The 20,278-nt window shown below is 60.6% G+C and carries 17 protein-coding genes; 1 reads left to right on the top strand and 16 read right to left on the bottom strand.

The features are described 5' to 3' along the window. Nucleotides 1-446: 446 nt before the first annotated feature. The 8 genes from rpoS to CXQ81_RS08380 form a co-directional block, all read right to left on the bottom strand. Nucleotides 447-1,451: an RNA polymerase sigma factor RpoS gene (gene rpoS, locus CXQ81_RS08415; RefSeq protein WP_007924026.1), complete on the bottom strand. Its 1,005-nt coding sequence runs from the start codon at nt 1,449-1,451 to the stop codon at nt 447-449. A 106-nt stretch (nt 1,452-1,557) separates the two neighbouring features. Next, nucleotides 1,558-2,391: a peptidoglycan DD-metalloendopeptidase family protein gene (locus CXQ81_RS08410; RefSeq protein ID WP_007924027.1), complete on the bottom strand. Its 834-nt coding sequence runs from the start codon at nt 2,389-2,391 to the stop codon at nt 1,558-1,560. A 209-nt stretch (nt 2,392-2,600) separates the two neighbouring features. After that, nucleotides 2,601-3,236, bottom strand: a complete 636-nt coding sequence (locus tag CXQ81_RS08405; protein WP_172963011.1) for a protein-L-isoaspartate(D-aspartate) O-methyltransferase — start codon at nt 3,234-3,236, stop codon at nt 2,601-2,603. Between the two features lie 41 nt (nt 3,237-3,277). Further along, nucleotides 3,278-4,027, bottom strand: a complete 750-nt coding sequence (gene surE, locus CXQ81_RS08400) for a 5'/3'-nucleotidase SurE (RefSeq protein WP_007924030.1) — start codon at nt 4,025-4,027, stop codon at nt 3,278-3,280. Next, nucleotides 4,015-5,073, bottom strand: a complete 1,059-nt coding sequence (gene truD / locus CXQ81_RS08395) for a tRNA pseudouridine(13) synthase TruD (protein WP_101336970.1) — start codon at nt 5,071-5,073, stop codon at nt 4,015-4,017. The genes surE and truD overlap by 13 nt, the downstream gene beginning before the upstream one ends. Further along, complete coding sequence (ispF, locus tag CXQ81_RS08390; protein ID WP_101336969.1) at nt 5,070-5,543, bottom strand: 2-C-methyl-D-erythritol 2,4-cyclodiphosphate synthase; 474 nt, start codon at nt 5,541-5,543, stop codon at nt 5,070-5,072. The genes truD and ispF overlap by 4 nt, the downstream gene beginning before the upstream one ends. A 52-nt stretch (nt 5,544-5,595) precedes the next feature. Beyond that, nucleotides 5,596-6,447, bottom strand: a complete 852-nt coding sequence (fghA, locus tag CXQ81_RS08385) for an S-formylglutathione hydrolase (RefSeq protein WP_162094495.1) — start codon at nt 6,445-6,447, stop codon at nt 5,596-5,598. 83 nt (nt 6,448-6,530) lie between these two features. Further along, nucleotides 6,531-7,643 carry an S-(hydroxymethyl)glutathione dehydrogenase/class III alcohol dehydrogenase gene (locus CXQ81_RS08380; protein ID WP_007924035.1) on the bottom strand — a complete coding sequence of 371 codons (1,113 nt, stop codon included), beginning with the start codon at nt 7,641-7,643 and terminating at the stop codon, nt 6,531-6,533. Between the two features lie 106 nt (nt 7,644-7,749). On the opposite strand from CXQ81_RS08380, the gene CXQ81_RS08375 reads away from it, so the two are divergent. Then, the gene (locus tag CXQ81_RS08375; protein ID WP_007924036.1) at nt 7,750-8,646 is read left to right on the top strand and encodes a LysR substrate-binding domain-containing protein; all 897 of its coding nucleotides are present in this window, start codon (nt 7,750-7,752) and stop codon (nt 8,644-8,646) included. A 161-nt stretch (nt 8,647-8,807) separates the two neighbouring features. Here the strand turns inward: CXQ81_RS08375 and ispD are convergent, their stop codons facing one another. The 8 genes from ispD to dnaE form a co-directional block, all read right to left on the bottom strand. Continuing rightward, entirely contained in the window at nt 8,808-9,515 is a 708-nt protein-coding gene (gene ispD, locus CXQ81_RS08370) for a 2-C-methyl-D-erythritol 4-phosphate cytidylyltransferase (protein ID WP_053259806.1), read from the bottom strand. Beyond that, complete coding sequence (gene ftsB, locus CXQ81_RS08365; protein ID WP_007924039.1) at nt 9,512-9,790, bottom strand: cell division protein FtsB; 279 nt, start codon at nt 9,788-9,790, stop codon at nt 9,512-9,514. Before ftsB ends, ispD begins: the two co-directional genes overlap by 4 nt. A 172-nt stretch (nt 9,791-9,962) precedes the next feature. Then, on the bottom strand, nt 9,963-11,252 hold the full coding sequence (gene eno, locus CXQ81_RS08360) for a phosphopyruvate hydratase (RefSeq protein WP_009042397.1): 1,290 nt from the start codon (nt 11,250-11,252) through the stop codon (nt 9,963-9,965). Between the two features lie 157 nt (nt 11,253-11,409). Next, a complete protein-coding gene (kdsA, locus tag CXQ81_RS08355) occupies nt 11,410-12,255 on the bottom strand; it encodes a 3-deoxy-8-phosphooctulonate synthase (RefSeq protein ID WP_009047224.1) in 846 nt (281 codons plus the stop codon). A 5-nt stretch (nt 12,256-12,260) separates the two neighbouring features. Further along, the gene (locus CXQ81_RS08350; RefSeq protein WP_101336968.1) at nt 12,261-13,892 is read right to left on the bottom strand and encodes a CTP synthase; all 1,632 of its coding nucleotides are present in this window, start codon (nt 13,890-13,892) and stop codon (nt 12,261-12,263) included. A gap of 274 nt (nt 13,893-14,166) precedes the next feature. Further along, a complete protein-coding gene (gene tilS, locus CXQ81_RS08345; protein ID WP_101336967.1) occupies nt 14,167-15,495 on the bottom strand; it encodes a tRNA lysidine(34) synthetase TilS in 1,329 nt (442 codons plus the stop codon). Nucleotides 15,496-15,614: 119 nt separating this feature from the next. Next, nucleotides 15,615-16,562, bottom strand: a complete 948-nt coding sequence (locus CXQ81_RS08340) for an acetyl-CoA carboxylase carboxyltransferase subunit alpha (RefSeq protein WP_007924049.1) — start codon at nt 16,560-16,562, stop codon at nt 15,615-15,617. Between the two features lie 140 nt (nt 16,563-16,702). Beyond that, on the bottom strand, nt 16,703-20,227 hold the full coding sequence (dnaE, locus tag CXQ81_RS08335) for a DNA polymerase III subunit alpha (RefSeq protein WP_101336966.1): 3,525 nt from the start codon (nt 20,225-20,227) through the stop codon (nt 16,703-16,705). Nucleotides 20,228-20,278: the final 51 nt, after the last annotated feature.

Below are 20,278 nucleotides of genomic sequence, written 5' to 3'. Positions count from 1 at the left end.
CACTTTTACGCAGGCAAAAAAAGGGGCGGTATGACCCGCCCACCTTTTTTCCCTAGTCCCTGTGTTCCTTTTCATCGTCCTGATGAATCGCGTCCTGCGATGTCCTGACCATCATCCTTGATGGCTGTGTCTATCCGTTGACACAGGGCTGATATTAGAGAGTTTCCATGACAGAGCAATGGCACTGACAGGTAGAAAACGTGTCGAAGACTGTTCTAAGCATTAAAATAAGTTTTTATAAATCAACAAGATAACTAAAAACCTCAGATCAAACAGACAACTTTCATACTGCATAAAAACCGAACACTTACGAAAGAGTCAGCCTTTACTTACATGCTCGTTCAGCTATTGAACAGGCGCCTGCGTATTTCATCTGACTCCTATCTATTACCCAATAAAAAGCCCCGAACGTGTCGGGGCTTTTCACGGCAGGATCGCTCGTGCCGTTACTGGAACAGCGACTCGCTGGAGAGGCCGTTCTTCTCGAGGATCTCACGCAGACGCTTGAGACCTTCGACCTGGATCTGGCGTACCCGCTCTCGGGTAAGCCCGATCTCCAGGCCCACATCTTCCAGGGTGCTGCTCTCGTGGCCGCGCAAGCCGAAGCGGCGAACCACCACTTCACGCTGCTTGTCGGTCAATTCGGAAAGCCACTGATCGATGCTTTGCGACAGGTCGTCATCCTGCAGCAGCTCGCACGGATCGGTAGGACGATCGTCGGTGAGGGTGTCCAGCAGGGTTTTATCCGAATCCGGACCCAGCGAGACGTCGACTGAAGAAACCCGCTCGTTCAAGCCCAGCATGCGCTTGACCTCACCTACCGGTTTCTCCAGCAGGTTGGCGATTTCTTCAGGGGAGGGTTCATGGTCGAGTTTCTGTGTCAGCTCCCGTGCTGCCCGCAGGTAGACGTTGAGCTCTTTGACCACATGAATCGGCAGCCGGATAGTCCGGGTCTGGTTCATGATTGCCCGTTCGATGGTTTGACGGATCCACCAGGTGGCATAGGTCGAGAAGCGGAAACCGCGCTCCGGATCGAACTTCTCCACCGCCCGGATCAGACCGAGGTTGCCCTCTTCGATCAGGTCCAGCAGCGAAAGCCCACGATTGACATAACGTCGGGCGATTTTCACCACCAGACGCAGGTTGCTTTCAATCATGCGCTTGCGCCCGGCCGGATCGCCACTTTGCGACAGACGCGCAAAATGAACTTCTTCTTCCGGAGAGAGCAATGGGGAAAAGCCGATTTCATTGAGATACAGCTGCGTCGCGTCGAGCGCTCGCGTGTAATCAATGTATTTGTGTTGTTTCAATGAAGCGGAGTGTTTGGATTTGGCACGAACTGAAGGTACAGCAGATCCCTCATTCGACATCGAATCAGTGGCGATATCCGTCTCCATAAGGAGAACTTCATCGTCGATGTCAAACTCCGGCACTTCTTTACTGAGAGCCATTGTTATAGTCCTTTGGTGAGTTCGACCTCAGGCTCAAGCGACGCCTTTATCCTTGGCAACGCTGGAACCTGTTCCCTCTACGTGACGGAACAGGCTTGGTAACGGATCAACGACGTGGCAGGAATTGCAGCGGATCTACAGGTTTACCTTGTCGGCGAATCTCAAAGTGCAGTTTCACCCGGTCTGTACCAGTTGATCCCATTTCGGCAATTGTCTGTCCGACTTTGACCTGCTGCCCCTCCCGAACCAACAGCCTACGGCTGTGGCCGTAAGCACTGACGTAGGTATCGCTGTGTTTGATGATGACCAGTTCGCCGTAGCCCCTTAAGCCACTCCCGGCGTAAACCACCGTCCCATCAGACGCAGCTAAAACAGGCTGTCCCAAATCCCCGGCGATATCAATGCCTTTATTCAAACTACCGTTTGAAGAGAATTTTCCAATCAGAATACCGTTCGCAGGCCAGCCCCAGCCCTTTGGCGCGGGGCCTGCAGGCGGTAATGGAGCCGGCGCGGGCTGGCTCGCAATCGTTGGCGCGGCCCCTGCCGGACGACGAATTACCGTGGTTTTACTTGAAGAAGATGCACTGGAAGCCGACTTTGTAACCACGGCTGTCGGGGCCGAACCCGAGCGGCCGTCGAAGCGGATGGTCTGCCCCGGGTGAATGGTATACGGCTCGGCAATATTGTTGCGCGCGGCCAGGGCCTTGTAGTCCCAGCCATAACGGAAGGCGATGGAGAACAGGGTGTCGCCGCGACGAACCGTGTATTGCCCCGTGGTCACCGTCGGGCGCTGCGGTACCGCGCTGGTGCGATCGACGACCCGGGCGCTGCTCGACTTATTGCTCGAACAGCCGACCAACAGAGAACTCAAGACAAGGCCAATCACCAGTCGCTGAAAGCTTGTTGTACCCATACGCTGCGCAATGACTGTGAGACTCACCCGCCGCTCCCTTTGTGGTGGTTGAAGATAATTAGTGCCTGGCTCAGGCATGAAATGTCGCAAGTATAACCGGCTACCCACGCTTTATTCCCGGCAAAGCGAAATCGGCAGGCACCAGCATATCGATCAGGGTTCAAGGTTACTTAACCGATTGATCAAGCTGTAAGACCAAGCCGATCAAACAGAATTCACCCGTTCCAAACAAATGCTCAGGCCAATGGCCCGTTGAGCAAGGGAACGAAGCGAACCGAGCCGAGAACCTGCCGTGAAAACCCCTGCTCCTCACGAATGACCAGCATCAGTTGCTGCACTTCGCCGGCACCGACTGGAATCACCATCCGGCCACCGGGCGCCAATTGGTCCAGCAGGGCCTGGGGGATATCGGTGGCGACCGCCGTCACGATGATCCCGTTGTACGGCGCCAGCGCCGGCCAGCCCTCCCAGCCGTCGCCCCAGCGGAATACCACGTTGCGCAGGTTCAGCTCGACCAGACGCTCCTTGGCCCGATCCTGCAACACCTTGATGCGCTCGACCGAGAACACCCGCTCCACCAGTTGCGACAATACCGCTGTCTGGTAACCCGACCCGGTGCCGATCTCCAGCACCTTGTCCAACGGGCCAGCCGCCAGCAGCAACTCGCTCATGCGCGCCACCATATAAGGCTGCGAGATCGTCTGGTTGTGCCCGATCGGCAGGGCCGTGTCTTCATAGGCGCGATGCGCCAGGGCCTCGTCGACGAACAGATGCCGCGGTGTACGCCGAATGACTTCCAGTACCTGGGCGTTGGACAGGCCTTCATCGTAAAGACGCTGGATCAGGCGTTCGCGGGTACGCTGGGAAGTCATCCCGATACCGCGACGCAACAAATCGTCCTGTTCGCGAGCCATCAGCGCAGCCCCTCCAGCCAGCCATCAAGACTTCTGAAGGCATCATTGAAGGTGCGATCGAGCTGCAACGGCGTGATCGAGACATAGCCCTGCATGATGGCGTGGAAGTCCGTACCCGGGCCACCGTCCTCGGCGTCCCCTGCTGCGGCGATCCAATAACCGGCCTTGCCGCGCGGGTCGACCGTCTTCATCGGCGCCGCCGCCCGGGCGCGATGGCCCAGGCGGGTCAGCTGAATGCCGCGAATATGATCAAGGGGCAGATTGGGGATGTTCACGTTCAGCACGGTACGTGGTGGCAGATCCAGCTGCCCGTGGGCCTCGACCAGTTTGCGGGCGAAATAGGCAGCCGTCGGCAGGTTATCCACCTGACGCGAAACGAACGAAAAGGCAAACGCCGGCAGGTTCAGGAAACGCCCTTCCAGGGCTGCGGCGACGGTGCCGGAATACAGCACGTCGTCACCCAGGTTCGCCCCGAGGTTGATTCCGGACACGACCATGTCCGGATCGCGCTCCAGCAGCCCGTTGAGGCCCAGGTGCACGCAATCGGTGGGGGTGCCATTGATACTGATGAAACCGTTACTCAAGGTGTGCGGGTGCAACGGCCGATCCAGCGTCAGCGAGCTGCTGGCGCCGCTTTTGTCCTGGTCCGGGGCAATCACCACGCACTCGGCGTAATCCGCCAGCGCAGCATGAAGCGCGGCGAGACCGGGTGCTGTTACACCATCGTCGTTAGAAATCAGAATACGCATGGGCTGTCCGTCTGCCCCACCGGCACCAGATCGACGAGTTCACGCACCAATACGGTGGCGAAGCATCCGGCCGGCAGGACGAATTCCAGTTGCAGAATGTCAGGCTCGGGATAATGCCACGTCAACCCGCCAATGGGCAGCCGCAGGATGCGACGTTCGTGGCTCATTCCGGCTTTAATCAACCAATCGCGCAGATCCGCTTCGTCGGCAGCCACCTGCTGTTCCAGCAGCTGGGTCGCCCCGGCGGCAGGCGATTCGCCTTCGCCCCACTGCGGGCCGGTCGGGTGCAAGTCGAGGATGGCCAGGCGCGGATCGCTGCATTCGGCTTCGCCGGCCGGGAAAAAACTGCGGCTGTCGGTGAAGGCCAGCAGGTCGCCGACCTGGGCCCGTTGCCAGCTGCCATCGGCCACGCGCGCCGCCAGCACCCGGTTGAACAGATAGCTGCGCGCGGTGGAAAGCAGCCGCGAACGTACATTGCGCTGCTCCGGCAAGGCCTTGCGGGCGGCCCAATCGCGGGCATCGACCAGATTACCGCCGTTATGGCCAAAACGCTGGGCGCCGAAATAATTGGGGATGCCGTGTTTGACGATCGATTGCAGGCGCTCCTCGATCCCCGCCTTGTCTGCCTTCAATTCGGTCAGGCGCAGGGTAAAGCCGTTGGCCGCATGGGCGCCGCGTTGCAGCTTGCGCTTGTGGCGGGTCAGCTTGAGGATCTTCAGCGTGTCGTTTTCAGCCGCCGACAGATCGGGATCCGCCTTGCCAGGCAGTTGGATGCTGAACCACTGCCGGGTCAGCGCCTGGCGATCCTTCAAGCCGGCATAGCTGACGGTGCGCAACGGCACACCCGCGGCCTTGGCAATCCGCCGCGCCGCTTCTTCGGTGTTCAGGCCGCGCTTTTCCACCCACAACCACAGGTGTTCGCCTTCGCCGGTCAGGGGAATGTCCAGAACTTCGTCGACCTGGAAGTCTTCGGCCGTGGCCTTCAATACCGCACTACCCAGGGCTTGGCCATAGGCCCGCGGGCCCAACAGTTGCAGTTCGTTCATGCGCGCAGCAACAAGGCAACGGAATGCACGGCGATGCCTTCTTCGCGCCCGACGAAGCCGAGCTTTTCGGTGGTGGTGGCCTTGACGTTCACTTGATCCAACTCGACTTGCAGATCCGCGGCAATCAGCGCGCGCATCGTTTCAATATGGGGAGCCATCTTCGGCGCCTGGGCCACGATGGTGTTATCGACGTTGCCGACCTTCCAGCCCTTGGCATGGATCAGTGCGACGACATGACGCAACAGCGCACGGCTGTCGGCGCCCTTGAACTGCGGATCGGTGTCCGGGAAATGTTTGCCGATGTCGCCCAGTGCGGCAGCACCCAGCAAGGCATCGCTCAGAGCATGCAACAGCACGTCGCCGTCGGAGTGGGCGAGCAGCCCGAAGATGTGTGCAATACGCACACCGCCCAGAGTGATGAAATCGCCTTCAGCGAAACGGTGCACATCGTAGCCGTGGCCAATACGCATAAAAAAACGCCCTGATTGAGTCAGGGCGTGATTCTACCTGCTTTGGCGGACATTAGCCGCTCAGAGCGCGCGCATGATGCTGCAGGTGGTCGCCAATGAAACTGGCGATGAAGAAATAGCTGTGGTCGTAGCCGGGTTGCAGGCGCAACGTCAGTGGATGACCGGCGGCTTTCGCCGCCTGTTGCAGCACTTCGGGCTTGAGCTGATTGGCCAGGAAATCGTCACGATCGCCCTGGTCCACCAGCAACGGCAGCTTTTCACTGGCTTCCTGGATCAGCACGCTGGCATCCCATTCGCGCCAACGGGAGCGCTCTTCGCCCAGGTAACGGGAAAAGGCTTTCTGCCCCCATGGGCAATCCATCGGGTTGCTGATCGGTGCGAAGGCCGACACCGACTGGTAGCGCCCCGGATTGCGCAACGCGCAGACCAGAGCACCGTGGCCGCCCATGGAGTGCCCGCTGATGCCGCGCTTGTCCGAGGCCGGGAAATGCGCCTCGACCAATGCCGGCAGCTCCTGCACTACATAGTCATGCATGCGGTAATGCTCGGCCCAGGGCTGCTGGGTGGCATTCAGATAGAACCCGGCCCCCAGGCCGAAGTCCCAGGCGCCATCCGGGTCGCCCGGCACGCCAGGGCCACGCGGGCTGGTATCCGGCGCGACAATGATCAACCCCAGCTCGGCGGCCAGACGCTGGGCACCGGCCTTTTGCATAAAGTTCTCGTCGGTGCAGGTCAGGCCGGACAACCAGTACAGCACCGGCAGCTTGCCGCCCTGCTCCGCCTGCGGCGGCAGGTACACGGCGAACACCATGTCGCAGCCCAGCACCTCGGAATGATGCTTGTAGCGTTTGTGCCAGCCGCCGAAGCTTTTCTGGCAGGACAGGTTTTCCAGACTCATGGGCATTTCAGCCGCAGGCTTCAAGCTTCAAGCTGCAAGTTGGCGGTGATCGCTCTTGCAGCTTCCGGCTTGCAGCTTGCCACTGCTCCTTAGAAATGAATGACGGTACGGATGCTCTTGCCTTCATGCATCAGGTCGAAGGCCTTGTTGATGTCCTCCAGCCCCATGGTGTGGGTGATGAAGGTATCCAACGGGATTTCGCCGCTCTGGGCCATTTCCACATAGCTTGGCAACTCGGAGCGACCACGCACGCCACCGAACGCCGAACCGCGCCAGACGCGACCGGTAACCAGCTGGAACGGACGGGTGGAGATTTCCTGGCCGGCACCGGCCACGCCGATGATCACCGACTCGCCCCAGCCCTTGTGGCAGCACTCCAGTGCGGCACGCATCAGTTGCACGTTGCCGATGCATTCGAAGGAGAAGTCCACGCCGCCGTCGGTCATGTCGACGATGACCTCCTGGATCGGCCGGTCGAAGTCTTTCGGGTTCACGCAATCGGTGGCGCCCAGCTGCTTGGCGATCTCGAACTTGGCCGGGTTGATGTCGATGGCGATGATCCGGCCAGCCTTGGCTTTCACGGCACCGATCACCGCCGACAGGCCGATGCCGCCCAGACCGAAGATCGCCACGGTATCGCCGGCCTTGACCTTGGCGGTATTGATCACCGCACCGATCCCGGTGGTGACGCCGCAACCCAACAGGCAGACTTTTTCCAGAGGCGCTTCTTTAGGGATCTTGGCTACCGAGATTTCCGGCAACACGGTGTACTCGGAAAAGGTCGAGGTGCCCATGTAGTGGAAAATCGGCTGGCCTTTATAGGAGAAACGGGTGGTGCCGTCCGGCATCAGGCCCTTGCCCTGGGTGGCGCGGATCGCCTGGCACAGGTTGGTCTTGCCCGACAGGCAGAATTTGCACTTGCCGCATTCCGGGGTGTACAGCGGGATCACATGATCGCCCACGGCCACCGAGGTCACGCCCTCGCCGATGGCCTCGACCACGGCACCGCCTTCGTGACCGAGGATCGACGGGAAGATGCCTTCCGGGTCGGCCCCGGACAGGGTGTAGGCGTCGGTGTGGCACACGCCGGAAGCGACGACCCGCAACAACACTTCGCCGGCCTTGGGCATGGCGACATCGACTTCAACGATCTCAAGGGGTTTCTTGGCCTCGAAGGCAACGGCAGCGCGCGACTTGATCATCCTGGGTCTCCAGCGAATAAAAACGAGACAGGGAGTGTAAAACAGCGCCTGACGATGAATAATCCGGACAAAAGCAAAACATTATTGCTGTACAGGGATAATCACCATGAACGAGAACCGCTGGGAAGGCATCGACGAATTCGTCGCCGTGGCCGAGTGCAGCCAGTTCACTGCCGCCGCGGAGCGCCTCGGGGTGTCGTCTTCCCATATCAGCCGGCAGATCGTCCGCCTGGAAGAACGGCTGCAGACCCGCCTGCTGTATCGCAGTACCCGCCGAGTGACCCTGACCGAGGCCGGGCAGACTTTCTTGCAGCATTGCCAGCGCCTGCAGGACGGGCGCGAAGAGGCATTGCGCGCCGTCGGCGACCTGACCAGCGAACCCAAGGGCATGCTGCGCATGACCTGCGCGGTGGCCTACGGCGAGCGGTTTATCGTGCCGCTGGTCACCAGTTTCATGGGGCTTTATCCGCAACTGCGGGTGGATATCGAACTGAGCAACCGGCCCCTGGACCTGGTGCACGAGGGCCTGGACCTGGCGATTCGCCTCGGTCGCCTGCAGGACTCACGACTGGTGGCGACCCGCCTGGCGCCACGCCGCATGTACCTCTGCGCCTCGCCGTCCTACCTGGAACGCTACGGCCGCCCCCACAGCCTGTCGGAATTGAGTCGCCACAACTGCCTGATCGGCAGCTCGGACATCTGGCAGCTGGAGCAGGACGGCCGCGAGTTCTCCCAGCGGGTGCAAGGCAACTGGCGCTGCAACAGCGGGCAGGCCGTGCTGGATGCAGCGCTACAGGGGGTTGGCCTCTGCCAGCTACCGGATTATTACGTGCTGGAGCATTTGCATCAGGGCAGCCTGATTTCCCTGCTCGAGGCGCATCAGCCGCCGAATACCGCGGTGTGGGCGCTGTATCCGCAACAACGGCATCTGTCGCCCAAGGTGCGCAAGCTGGTGGACTATCTCAAGGAGGGGTTGGCCAAACGGCCGGAGTACAAGGATTGATCCGTAGCCGCTGCGGCAGGCTGCGATCGGCTACGCAATACCCGTCATAGCGGACAACGCGGTCGATCGGCTTGAAGTACATGACGACTACAAAAACGCGTCCCGTTCCGGGCCGTTCGCAGCCTGCGGCAGCGGCTACAGGGGCCCGCGAAAAGCTACGCTCAGCGGCGATTGGCCCAACGCTGGCGCAGCCACTCCAGGTCTTCCGGACGGGTCACCTTGAGGTTGTCCGAACGCCCTTCGATCAGGCGTGGCGCCTGGCCGGCCCATTCCATCGCCGACGCTTCATCGGTAATCGCCACATCCGCCACCAGGCTGTCGGCCAAGGCGCGATGCAAGGCGCCAAGACGGAACATCTGCGGCGTATAGGCTTGCCAGATCAGGCTGCGGTCCACGGTTTCCAGCACCCGTCCGTGCTTGTCGATCCGCTTCAGGGTGTCACGGGCCGGCACCGCGAGCAGGCCGCCCACCGGGTCATCCGCCAGTTCGCTCAGCAGCTTGTCCAGGTCATCACGGGACAGGTTCGGCCGTGCGGCATCGTGAACCAGCACCCAGTCTTCATCCGCAGCGCCCTGGGCATGCAGATGGAGCAAGGCATTGAGGACCGATCCGGAACGCTCCGCACCGCCTTCGACCCGCTGGATCCTTGGGTCATGGGCACAGGCCAGGGTCGGCCAGTAAGGATCGTCAAGCGCCAGGCTGACCACCAGCCCCTTCAGGCAAGGATGGTCGAGGAAACAGCCGAGGCTGTGTTCGAGAATAGTGCGCCCGCCCAGTTGCAAGTATTGCTTGGGACGGTCCGCGGCCATGCGGGCACCGACGCCCGCGGCAGGAATCACGGCCCAGAAGGCCGGTAACGACTGGATCATTGGGCCAACTGGTAGAGGGTTTCGCCCTCCTTGACCATGCCCAGTTCATGACGAGCCCGCTCTTCCACGGTCTCCATGCCTTTCTTCAATTCCATGACTTCCGCGTCGAGTACACGATTGCGCTCCAGCAAGCGCTCGTTTTCAGCGCGCTGATCGGCAATTTGCTGAGTCAGGTCGGTTACCTGCGCCAAGCTGCCATTCCCCACCCAGAGGCGGTACTGCAGGCCAGCCAGCAGCAAGAGCAAGACGAGGAACAACCAATTGGGACTGCGCATCGAATATCGGGTATCCAGTGAAAAAAGACAGCCATGCCAACAACTTCGAACCTACTGACAGCACGAAGCCTGGAAGAACCAGGCTTGTGCTCTTAAGGCATCAGATTAGTGGCAAAAATCTCGCTGATGCGATTTTTCTGACCCAATCCGGTGTCTTTGTACCATCTACCGCTTAACCGCGAAACTCGCTGCGGCCGTTGTACTTGGCTTTGCCATTCAATTGCTCTTCGATACGCAGCAATTGGTTGTACTTGGACACGCGGTCGGAACGGCACAGCGAACCGGTCTTGATCTGGCCAGCCGAGGTGCCCACGGCCAGGTCGGCAATGGTCGAGTCTTCGGTTTCGCCGGAACGGTGCGAAATCACTGCGGTGTAACCGGCAGCCTTGGCCATCTGGATGGCTTCCAGGGTTTCGGTCAGGGTGCCGATCTGGTTGAACTTGATCAGGATCGAGTTGGCGATCTTCTTGTCGATGCCTTCTTTCAGGATCTTGGTGTTGGTCACGAACAGGTCGTCGCCCACCAGTTGGGTCTTCTCGCCGATCTTGTCGGTGAGGATCTTCCAGCCAGCCCAGTCGGACTCGTCCAGACCGTCTTCGATGGAGATGATCGGGTAACGCTCGGTCAGGCCTTTCAGGTAGTCGGCGAAACCTTCAGCGGTGAACACCTGGCCTTCGCCGGACAGGTTGTACTTGCCGTCTTCGAAGAACTCGCTGGCTGCGCAGTCCAGAGCCAGGGTCACGTCGGTGCCCAGCTTGTAACCAGCGTTGGCCACGGCTTCGGAGATCACTTTCAGGGCGTCTTCGTTGGAAGCCAGGTTCGGCGCGAAACCACCTTCGTCACCCACGGCGGTGCTCAGGCCACGGGCCTTCAGCACGGCTTTGAGGTGATGGAAAATCTCGGTGCCCATGCGCAGGCCTTCGGAGAAGGACTTGGCGCCCACCGGCTGCACCATGAATTCCTGGATGTCGACGTTGTTATCGGCGTGCTCGCCACCGTTGATGATGTTCATCATCGGCACTGGCATCGAGTAGACGCCCGGTGTGCCGTTCAGGTTGGCGATGTGCGCGTACAGCGGCAGGTCCTGGTCCTGTGCTGCTGCCTTGGCCGCGGCCAGGGAAACGGCGAGGATCGCGTTGGCGCCCAGGGTGGCCTTGTTGTCGGTACCGTCCAGCTTGATCATTGCCTGGTCGAGGGCTTTCTGGTCGCTTGGGTCTTTACCCAGCAGCAGGTCACGGATCGGACCATTGATGTTGGCTACGGCCTTCAGTACGCCCTTGCCCAGGTAACGGCTCTTGTCGCCATCACGCAGCTCCAGCGCTTCACGCGAGCCGGTGGAGGCACCGGACGGCGCGCAGGCGCTGCCGATGATGCCGTTATCGAGAAGCACGTCCGCTTCGACGGTGGGGTTGCCACGGGAGTCGAGAACTTCACGACCTTTGATGTCGACGATTTTTGCCATTGTTGTAAACACTCCAAAGTTGACGAAAACGACGCAGCTGAAGGGAATCTCTTTACCATCGGCAAGCAGGGAACAGGAGGCAGACTTGCGGACGATAAGGCTCAGGCCCGCGGGCCTGAGCAATTAATCGTGCGGTACTTTACCGGAGAAATCGGTTTTACGCGGTCTCTACCGTCGGAAAACTCTTAACCAGTTCGTCCAGGGCCTTGAGCTGGGCCAGGAAAGGTTCGAGCTTGTCCAGACGCAGGGCGCATGGACCGTCGCATTTGGCGTTGTCCGGGTCCGGGTGGGCTTCCAGGAACAGGCCGGCCAGGGACTGGCTCATGCCGGCCTTGGCCAGGTCGGTGACCTGGGCACGGCGACCACCAGCCGAATCGGCGCGACCGCCGGGCATTTGCAGCGCGTGGGTCACATCGAAGAACACCGGGTATTCGAACTGCTTCATGATGCCGAAGCCGAGCATGTCCACCACCAGGTTGTTGTAGCCGAAGCTCGAACCACGCTCGCAGAGGATCAACTGATCGTTACCCGCTTCCTCGCATTTGCTCAGGATGTGTTTCATTTCCTGGGGCGCAAGGAACTGGGCTTTCTTGATGTTGATCACCGCACCGGTCTTGGCCATCGCGACCACCAGGTCGGTCTGGCGCGACAGGAAGGCCGGCAGCTGAATGATGTCGCAGACCTCGGCGACGACCGCGGCCTGGTAGGGCTCGTGGACGTCGGTGATGATCGGCACGCCGAAGGCTTGCTTGATGTCCTGGAAGATGCGCATGCCCTCTTCCAGGCCAGGACCACGATAAGAGGTCACAGAAGACCGGTTGGCCTTGTCGAAACTGGCCTTGAACACGTAAGGGATACCGAGCTTTTCGGTGACCTTCACGTACTCTTCGCAGACCTGCATGGCCATGTCACGGCTTTCCAGCACGTTCATGCCGCCGAACAGCACCATGGGCTTGTCGTTGGCAATCTCGATGTCGCCGACGCGGATGATCTTCTGTGCCATCGGGGTTACGCCTTCTTCTGGTGTTGAGCCAAAGCCGCCTTGACGAAGCCACTGAACAGCGGATGGCCGTCACGTGGGGTCGAGGTGAACTCAGGGTGGAACTGGCAGGCGACGAACCATGGATGATCCTGCGCCTCGACCACTTCAACCAGCGCGCCATCGCCGGAACGACCGGAAATTTTCAGACCGGCGTCGATCATCTGCGGCAGCAGGTTGTTGTTCACTTCGTAGCGATGACGGTGACGCTCGACGATCACGTCCTTGGCGTAGCAATCGTGCACCTTGGAGCCAGCTTCGAGCAGGCATTCCTGAGCGCCGAGACGCATGGTGCCGCCCAGGTCGGAGGCCTCGGTACGGGTTTCGACGGCGCCGGTGGCATCTGCCCACTCGGTGATCAGGCCGACGACCGGGTGACCACTGGCGCGATCGAACTCGGTGGAGTTGGCGTCTTTCCAGCCCATGACGTTACGAGCGAACTCGATCACGGCCACTTGCATGCCCAGGCAGATACCCAGGTACGGCACCTTGTTTTCGCGAGCGTACTGGACGGCGGTGATCTTGCCTTCCACGCCACGCAGACCGAAGCCGCCTGGAACCAGGATCGCATCGACGCCTTCAAGCAGCGCGGTGCCCTGGTTCTCGATGTCTTCGGAATCGATATAGCGCAGGTTGACCTTGGTGCGGTTGGTGATGCCGGCGTGACTCATCGCTTCGATCAGCGACTTGTAGGCGTCGAGCAACTCCATGTACTTGCCGACCATGGCGATGGTGACTTCGTGCTCGGGGTTGAGCTTGGCGTCGACCACCTTTTCCCACTCGGACAGATCGGCACCGTTGCATTGCAGACCGAAACGCTCGACGACGAAATCGTCCAGACCCTGCGCGTGCAGCACGGCCGGGATCTTGTAGATGGTGTCGACGTCTTCCAGGGAGATTACCGCGCGCTCTTCAACGTTGGTGAACAGCGCGATCTTGCGACGCGAGGACACATCCACCGGATGGTCGGAGCGGCAGATCAGCACGTCAGGCTGCAGGCCGATGGAACGCAGCTCTTTCACCGAGTGCTGGGTTGGCTTGGTCTTGGTCTCGCCAGCGGTAGCGATGTACGGAACCAGGGTCAGGTGCATCAGCATCGCGCGCTTGGAACCGACTTCGACACGCAACTGGCGGATGGCCTCGAGGAACGGTTGCGACTCGATGTCGCCCACGGTGCCGCCGATTTCTACCAGGGCCACGTCGGCATCGCCGGCGCCCTTGATGATGCGGCGCTTGATCTCGTCGGTGATGTGCGGAATCACCTGGATGGTGGCGCCCAGGTAGTCACCACGGCGCTCTTTGCGCAGCACGTGCTCGTAGACGCGACCGGTGGTGAAGTTGTTGTTCTGGGTCATGGTCGTGCGGATGAACCGCTCGTAGTGGCCCAGGTCCAGGTCGGTCTCGGCGCCGTCGTGGGTGACGAACACTTCACCGTGCTGGAACGGGCTCATGGTGCCCGGGTCGACGTTGATGTACGGGTCCAGCTTGAGCATGGTGACCTTAAGTCCCCGCGCCTCCAGGATGGCCGCCAATGAAGCCGAGGCAATGCCTTTCCCCAATGAAGAAACAACACCGCCCGTGACGAATATGTAGCGCGTCATGAAAAACCCTAGAAGTCTGCGTTAAAGCGGTCCGAGCCGCCGGGGAAAGCGAAGGAAGGCCGAAGCCCCCGATCACCTGCATTAATCACAGTGCACCTTTCAAAAAAACCGCCGCGTTGGGACAGACCGGAAGAAAAAACACCGGTACGTTGCTCGCTACACATTTTTTGGAATCGCCCAGCAAAGACTGCTTGGTAATCGGCAACTCCTGCAATTCAGGCGAATCCACAGAAGTTGTATCAAGAAGGGAGCGTAGTCTACCGGAAAGGGACTTTCAGCTCAAACCTTGATCGCTCGAAGGCGGCTGCCAATGCAATTGCCAACCTTCATGGGCATTTGCGTCAAGACCTGGCAGGTTCGCCACCGCGAGCAATTGCTCGCCTCGATACAGCAGCGGCAATCTGCCACGGACGAAGGCTGGCAGACCTGCCTCGTTGAGCAGACGCTTAAGGTCGCGGTGGCCGCGTCCTGGCAATTGCATCACCTCGCCCCCCTGACGGTAACGCACTTGCAAAGGTCCTTGCGGCGCGCCACCGATGAGTTGCAGTTGACCATTACCCGGCAACGACAGAGGCGCAGCGGTATCGACCCAACTCGGTGCAGACAGTACCGGTTGCAGCCAGCTATCCGACAACCACCAGACGCGCCCTGCCGCCCGCTGCAACTCGCCCTGCCCCAGCCGCCATACCGGACGGCTGTCGCACGCGGCATCGCGCAGCGTCTGCCAGCCCGCCCAGTGATCGCTGTCCGGCAGTGGCGTGAAGCGGCTCAACCAGTGACTCAGGGCATTGCGCTGACGCGCCTGCGACAAGCCGAGCAAAGGCGCCAGCGCCAGGGACGGCAACCTCAGCCATTCGAACTCAACGCCCTTGACCGCCTCTTGCAGATCGATAATGGCCAGCTCATCCAGCAACTCCCGGGCCTCACGCAAATGCGCCGCGCTACGCGCCATGCTGCTGGCAGCTTGTGGCCAGCGGGCGGTCAGCAACGGGAATACCTGATGGCGCAGGTAATTGCGGGAGAACTGCCGGTCCTGGTTGGAGGGGTCGTCGATCCAGTGCAACTGGTGATCCCGAGCGTAACGCTCCAGTTCGTCGCGGGAGACGTCGAGCAAAGGCCGCAGCAAATGCCCCTGTCCCAACGCACGCGACGCCGGCATGGCCGACAGCCCCCTGACTCCGGCCCCACGCAGCAGACGGAACAACAGGGTTTCCGCCTGATCGTCGCGGTGCTGGGCCGCCAGCAGCAACTCATTGCTGCCGGTTATCTCTTCGAACACGGCATAACGCGCTTCCCGCGCCGCGCGCTCGAGACTGGCTCCTGGTTGCACCTGCACCGCCACTACCTGCAACGGCACAGCCAAAGCCTCGCACTGGGCCCGGCAATGCTCCGGCCAGGCGTCAGCCGCAGCCTGAAGGCCGTGATGCACGTGTATGGCGGTCAAAGGGGGAAGACTGTGTCGCTGCCTGAGTTGGGCCAGCAGGTGCAGCAGGACGGTGGAATCGAGGCCACCAGAGAATGCGATGCGCCAGGCCGATCGATCCAGCCAGGGCAGGAGGCGTTGCAACAGTTTTTGCGTGAGGGCTGTATCGAATGGGCTCATGAATGGAGCGGATCCTGAGTAGAGACCGAGCGTGCTCGCAGTGCCTGAAAAGCCTCGACCTGAATGGCCGAGGCGCCCATTTCGCGAGCAAGCCCACCCCTACAAGGAGCGTCGATCTATCAGAGACCGTAGCTCATCAGGCGATCGTAACGACGGGCCAACAGGGTGTCGTTATCCATCTTCTTGAGCATCGCCAGCTGGGAAGTCAGCTCGGTACGGATCAGAGCGGCAGCGGCAGCCGGATCACGGTGCGCACCACCCAGTGGCTCGCCAATGACCTTGTCGACAATGCCCAGGCCTTTCAGGCGCTCGGCGGTGATACCCATGGCTTCGGCGGCATCCGGTGCTTTCTCGGCGGTTTTCCACAGGATCGAGGCGCAGCCTTCCGGCGAAATTACCGCGTAAGTGGAGTACTGCAGCATGTTCAGCTGATCGCAGACACCAATGGCCAGCGCACCGCCGGAACCACCTTCACCGATCACGGTGGCGATGATGGGGGTTTTCAGGCGTGCCATGACGCGCAGGTTCCAGGCGATGGCCTCGCTCTGGTTGCGCTCTTCGGCGTCGATGCCCGGGTAGGCGCCCGGGGTGTCGATGAAGGTCAGGATCGGCATCTTGAAGCGCTCGGCCATTTCCATCAGGCGGCAGGCCTTGCGATAGCCTTCAGGACGCGGCATACCGAAGTTGCGACGGACCTTCTCGCGCACTTCACGGCCTTTCTGGTGACCGATGATCATGACCGGCTGGTCGTCCAGACGGGCAACGCCGCCGACGATCGCAGCGTCGTCGGAGAAGTGGCGATCGCCATGCAGTTCGTCGAACTCGGTGAAGATGTGCTCGATGTAGTCCAGGGTGTACGGACGACGCGGGTGACGCGCCAGGCGTGCGATCTGCCAGCTGGTCAGCTTGCCGAAGATGTCCTCGGTCAGTGTGCTGCTCTTGTCTTGCAGGCGGGAGATCTCATCGCCGATATTCAGCGAATTGTCATTACCGACCAAGCGCAACTCTTCGATCTTGGCTTGCAGGTCGGCGATCGGCTGTTCGAAATCAAGAAAATTCGGGTTCATAGGCGTCCGTCTTGGGTCGACGTCCAAGAAAGCTTGGGCCGGCCGGTTGTCTATTCGCGCCCTACCTTAAGGGAGAGGCGCGTTCAGGTCGAGATTAAAAATTCGGGTCGAGATCGGCGCACTTTTATGGCGCCAGACCGTCAACGGTATTGGAGGAAGACGTTGTCTCGCCCGAACTGGTCACGCAGGGCTTGAATCAAGGCATCCGCCGGATCGATCCGCCAGGCTTCGCCGAACTGCAGCAAGGCCTTGGCGTCCTCCTTGGTGTACTCCATGGAGATCGGGCAAGCGCCGCGATGGCGTTTGCACAACTCCCCCAGCCAGCGTAGCTGATCGCCCTTGAGGGCTTCGGTATGCACCTTCAGGCGCAGGCTTTCCGCCAGATTGGTGCGCGCATCTTCCATGCTCATCACCCGCTTGACCCGCAGGCGCAGACCGCCGGAGAAGTCGTCGTTGCTGACCTCGCCCTCGACCACCACCATCGCGTCGGTCTGCAGCAGGGACTGGGCCGAATGGAAGGCCTCGGCGAACAGCGAAGCCTCGATCCGCCCCGAACGATCGTCAAGGGTAATGAACCCCATCTTGTCGCCCTTCTTGTTCTTCATGACCCGCAGGGCAATGATCATGCCCGCGACGGTCTGGGTATCGCGCGCCGGCTTCAGGTCGACGATGCGCTGGCGGGCGAAACGGCGGATCTCACCTTCGTATTCGTCGATCGGGTGCCCGGTCAGGTACAGGCCAAGGGTATCTTTCTCCCCTTTCAGGCGCTCCTTGAGGGTCAGTTCCTTGGCCTTGCGATGATTGGCGTAGACGTCCGCATCTTCTTCGACGAAGACCCCGCCGAACAGGTCGGCGTGGCCACTGTCGGCGGTACGCGCGGTCTGCTCGGCCGCCTTGACTGCTTCCTCCAGGGCCGACAACAGCACCGCGCGGTTGCGGTCGATGTTGGCCTGGTAAGCCTTGATTTCGTCGTGAAAGTAGGGTCCCAGGCGGTCCAGGGCACCGCTGCGGATCAAGGCATCGAGGGTACGCTTGTTGATGCGCTTGAGGTCGACCCGGCTGCAGAAGTCGAACAGGTCCTTGAACGGGCCACCTTCGGCACGGGCCTCGACGATCGCCTCCACCGGCCCCTCGCCCACGCCCTTGATCGCTCCCAGGCCATAGACGATGCGGCCGTCGTTATTAACGGTGAACTTGAAGTCGGAACTGTTCACATCCGGAGCATCGAGGCGCAGCTTCATGCTGCGCACTTCTTCGATCAGCACCACCACCTTGTCGGTGTTGTGCATATCCGCGGACAGTACCGCGGCCATGAAAGGCGCCGGGTGATGCGTCTTGAGCCACGCAGTCTGGTAGGACACCAGGCCGTAGGCGGCCGAGTGGGACTTGTTGAAACCGTAGCCGGCGAACTTTTCCACCAGGTCGAAGATGTTGCCCGCCAGGTCGGCATCGATATTGTTGTTGGCACAACCTTCGATGAAGCCGCCGCGTTGCTTGGCCATCTCCTCGGGTTTTTTCTTGCCCATGGCACGACGCAGCATGTCGGCCCCGCCAAGGGTGTAGCCCGCCATCACCTGGGCAATCTGCATCACCTGTTCCTGATACAGAATGATGCCGTAGGTCGGCGCCAGTACCGGCCGCAGGCCCTCGTACTGGTAATCCGGATGCGGATAGGCCAGTTCGGCGCGACCGTGCTTACGGTTGATGAAGTCGTCCACCATGCCCGACTGCAACGGACCAGGACGGAACAGCGCTACCAGTGCGATCAGGTCTTCCAGACAGTCGGGCTTGAGCTTTTTGATCAGCTCTTTCATGCCTCGGGATTCGAGCTGGAACACCGCAGTGGTCTCGGCCTTCTGCAACAGCTCGTAAGTCTTCTTGTCGTCCAGCGGGATGAAGTCGATGTTGACGTCGGGCAGGTTCTTTTTGACCTGCTCGCGGTTGATGGTCTCCATCGCCCACTTGATGATGGTCAGGGTCCGCAGGCCGAGGAAGTCGAACTTCACCAGGCCGGCGGCCTCGACGTCGTCCTTGTCGAACTGGGTCACCAGGCCGTCGCCGGCTTCGTCGCAGTAGATCGGCGAGAAGTCGGTCAGCTTGGTCGGGGCGATAACCACACCACCGGCGTGCTTGCCGACGTTACGCACCACGCCCTCGAGCTTGCGCGCCATTTCCCAGATTTCCGCCGCTTCTTCATCGACCTTGATGAAGTCACGCAGGATTTCTTCCTGCTCGTAGGCTTTTTCCAGGGTCATGCCGACTTCGAAGGGAATCATCTTCGACAGACGGTCAGCCAGGCCGTAAGACTTGCCCTGCACCCGCGCCACGTCACGCACCACCGCCTTGGCGGCCATGGAACCGAAGGTGATGATCTGGCTTACCGCGTTGCGGCCGTATTTCTCGGCCACGTAGTCGATGACCCGGTCACGACCGTCCATGCAGAAGTCGACGTCGAAGTCGGGCATGGAAACCCGTTCCGGGTTGAGGAAACGTTCGAACAGCAGGTCGTAGGCCAGCGGGTCGAGGTCGGTGATCTTCTGCACGTAGGCCACCAGGGAGCCGGCACCCGATCCCCGGCCTGGCCCCACCGGCACACCGTTGCTCTTGGCCCACTGGATAAAGTCCATAACGATCAGGAAGTAACCGGGGAACCCCATCTGGATGATGATATCCAGCTCGAAATTCAGCCGGTCGACATACACCTGGCGCTTGGCTTCATAGTCTTCGGTGGTGTCCTTGGGCAGCAGCACGCTGAGGCGCTCTTCCAGCCCGTCGAACGACACCTTGCGGAAATACTCGTCGATGGTCATGCCATCGGGAATCGGATAGTCAGGCAAGAAGTGCTTGCCCAGCTTCACTTCGATATTGCAGCGCTTGGCGATCTCGACCGTGTTTTCCAGGGCCTCGGGCAGGTCGCTGAACAATTCGGCCATTTCCTCGGCGCTTTTCAGGTACTGCTGGTCGCTGTAGTTCTTCGAACGGCGCGGGTCGTCGAGGGCACGGCCTTCACCGATGCAGACCCGGGTTTCATGGGCCTCGAAGTCTTCGCGCTTGATGAACCGCACATCGTTGGTCGCCACCAGCGGCGCGCCGATCTTGTCCGCCAGGGCCACAGCTGCGTGCAACTGCTCTTCGTCGTTGGGACGGTTGGTACGCTGCACTTCCAGATAGAAACGATCCGGGAACACCGCCATCCACTCGCGCGCCAGGGTTTGCGCTTCTTGCAGATCGCCAGAGAGCAAGGCGATACCGATCTCACCCTCTTTCGCGGCCGAGAGCATGATCAGGCCCTCGGCGGCTTCGGCCACCCACTCGCGCTCGATGATGATCTGGCCATTACGCTGGCCATCGATGAAGCCGCGGGAAATCAGCTCGGTCAGGTTGCGATAGCCGACGGCATTCATCACCAGCAGGCTGATGCGGCTCAGTGGATTCTCGGGATCCTTGTTCGACAGCCACAAGTCGGCACCACAGATCGGCTTGATCCCGGTGCCCATGGCCGCCTTGTAGAACTTGACCAGGGAACACATGTTGTTCTGGTCGGTAACCGCCACGGCGGGCATGCCCATGCCGGCCAACGTCTTGACCAGCGGTTTGATCCGCACCAGACCGTCAACCAGGGAATATTCAGTGTGCAGGCGTAGATGAACGAATGAAGCCGGCATAGTGATCCTGTAAGAAAGCGCGAAAACAACAAGGCCCGGATTGTACCGGGC

Source organism: Pseudomonas sp. 09C 129 (assembly GCF_002843625.1).
In the GTDB taxonomy this organism is placed as follows: domain Bacteria; phylum Pseudomonadota; class Gammaproteobacteria; order Pseudomonadales; family Pseudomonadaceae; genus Aquipseudomonas; species Aquipseudomonas chlororaphis.
Note: the sequence above shows the minus strand (reverse complement) of the source record. Positions and strands in the feature narration are given on the sequence as shown.

Coding starts and splice junctions, on each gene's coding strand:
- rpoS (WP_007924026.1), bottom strand. CDS start 1,451: ATGGCTCTCAGTAAAGAAGTGCCGGAGTTTGACATCGACGATGAAGTT.
- CXQ81_RS08405 (WP_172963011.1), bottom strand. CDS start 3,236: ATGACTTCCCAGCGTACCCGCGAACGCCTGATCCAGCGTCTTTACGAT.
- surE (WP_007924030.1), bottom strand. CDS start 4,027: ATGCGTATTCTGATTTCTAACGACGATGGTGTAACAGCACCCGGTCTC.
- truD (WP_101336970.1), bottom strand. CDS start 5,073: ATGAACGAACTGCAACTGTTGGGCCCGCGGGCCTATGGCCAAGCCCTG.
- ispF (WP_101336969.1), bottom strand. CDS start 5,543: ATGCGTATTGGCCACGGCTACGATGTGCACCGTTTCGCTGAAGGCGAT.
- fghA (WP_162094495.1), bottom strand. CDS start 6,447: ATGCCCATGAGTCTGGAAAACCTGTCCTGCCAGAAAAGCTTCGGCGGC.
- CXQ81_RS08380 (WP_007924035.1), bottom strand. CDS start 7,643: ATGATCAAGTCGCGCGCTGCCGTTGCCTTCGAGGCCAAGAAACCCCTT.
- CXQ81_RS08375 (WP_007924036.1), top strand. CDS start 7,750: ATGAACGAGAACCGCTGGGAAGGCATCGACGAATTCGTCGCCGTGGCC.
- ispD (WP_053259806.1), bottom strand. CDS start 9,515: ATGATCCAGTCGTTACCGGCCTTCTGGGCCGTGATTCCTGCCGCGGGC.
- ftsB (WP_007924039.1), bottom strand. CDS start 9,790: ATGCGCAGTCCCAATTGGTTGTTCCTCGTCTTGCTCTTGCTGCTGGCT.
- eno (WP_009042397.1), bottom strand. CDS start 11,252: ATGGCAAAAATCGTCGACATCAAAGGTCGTGAAGTTCTCGACTCCCGT.
- kdsA (WP_009047224.1), bottom strand. CDS start 12,255: ATGGCACAGAAGATCATCCGCGTCGGCGACATCGAGATTGCCAACGAC.
- CXQ81_RS08350 (WP_101336968.1), bottom strand. CDS start 13,892: ATGACGCGCTACATATTCGTCACGGGCGGTGTTGTTTCTTCATTGGGG.
- tilS (WP_101336967.1), bottom strand. CDS start 15,495: ATGAGCCCATTCGATACAGCCCTCACGCAAAAACTGTTGCAACGCCTC.
- CXQ81_RS08340 (WP_007924049.1), bottom strand. CDS start 16,562: ATGAACCCGAATTTTCTTGATTTCGAACAGCCGATCGCCGACCTGCAA.
- dnaE (WP_101336966.1), bottom strand. CDS start 20,227: ATGCCGGCTTCATTCGTTCATCTACGCCTGCACACTGAATATTCCCTG.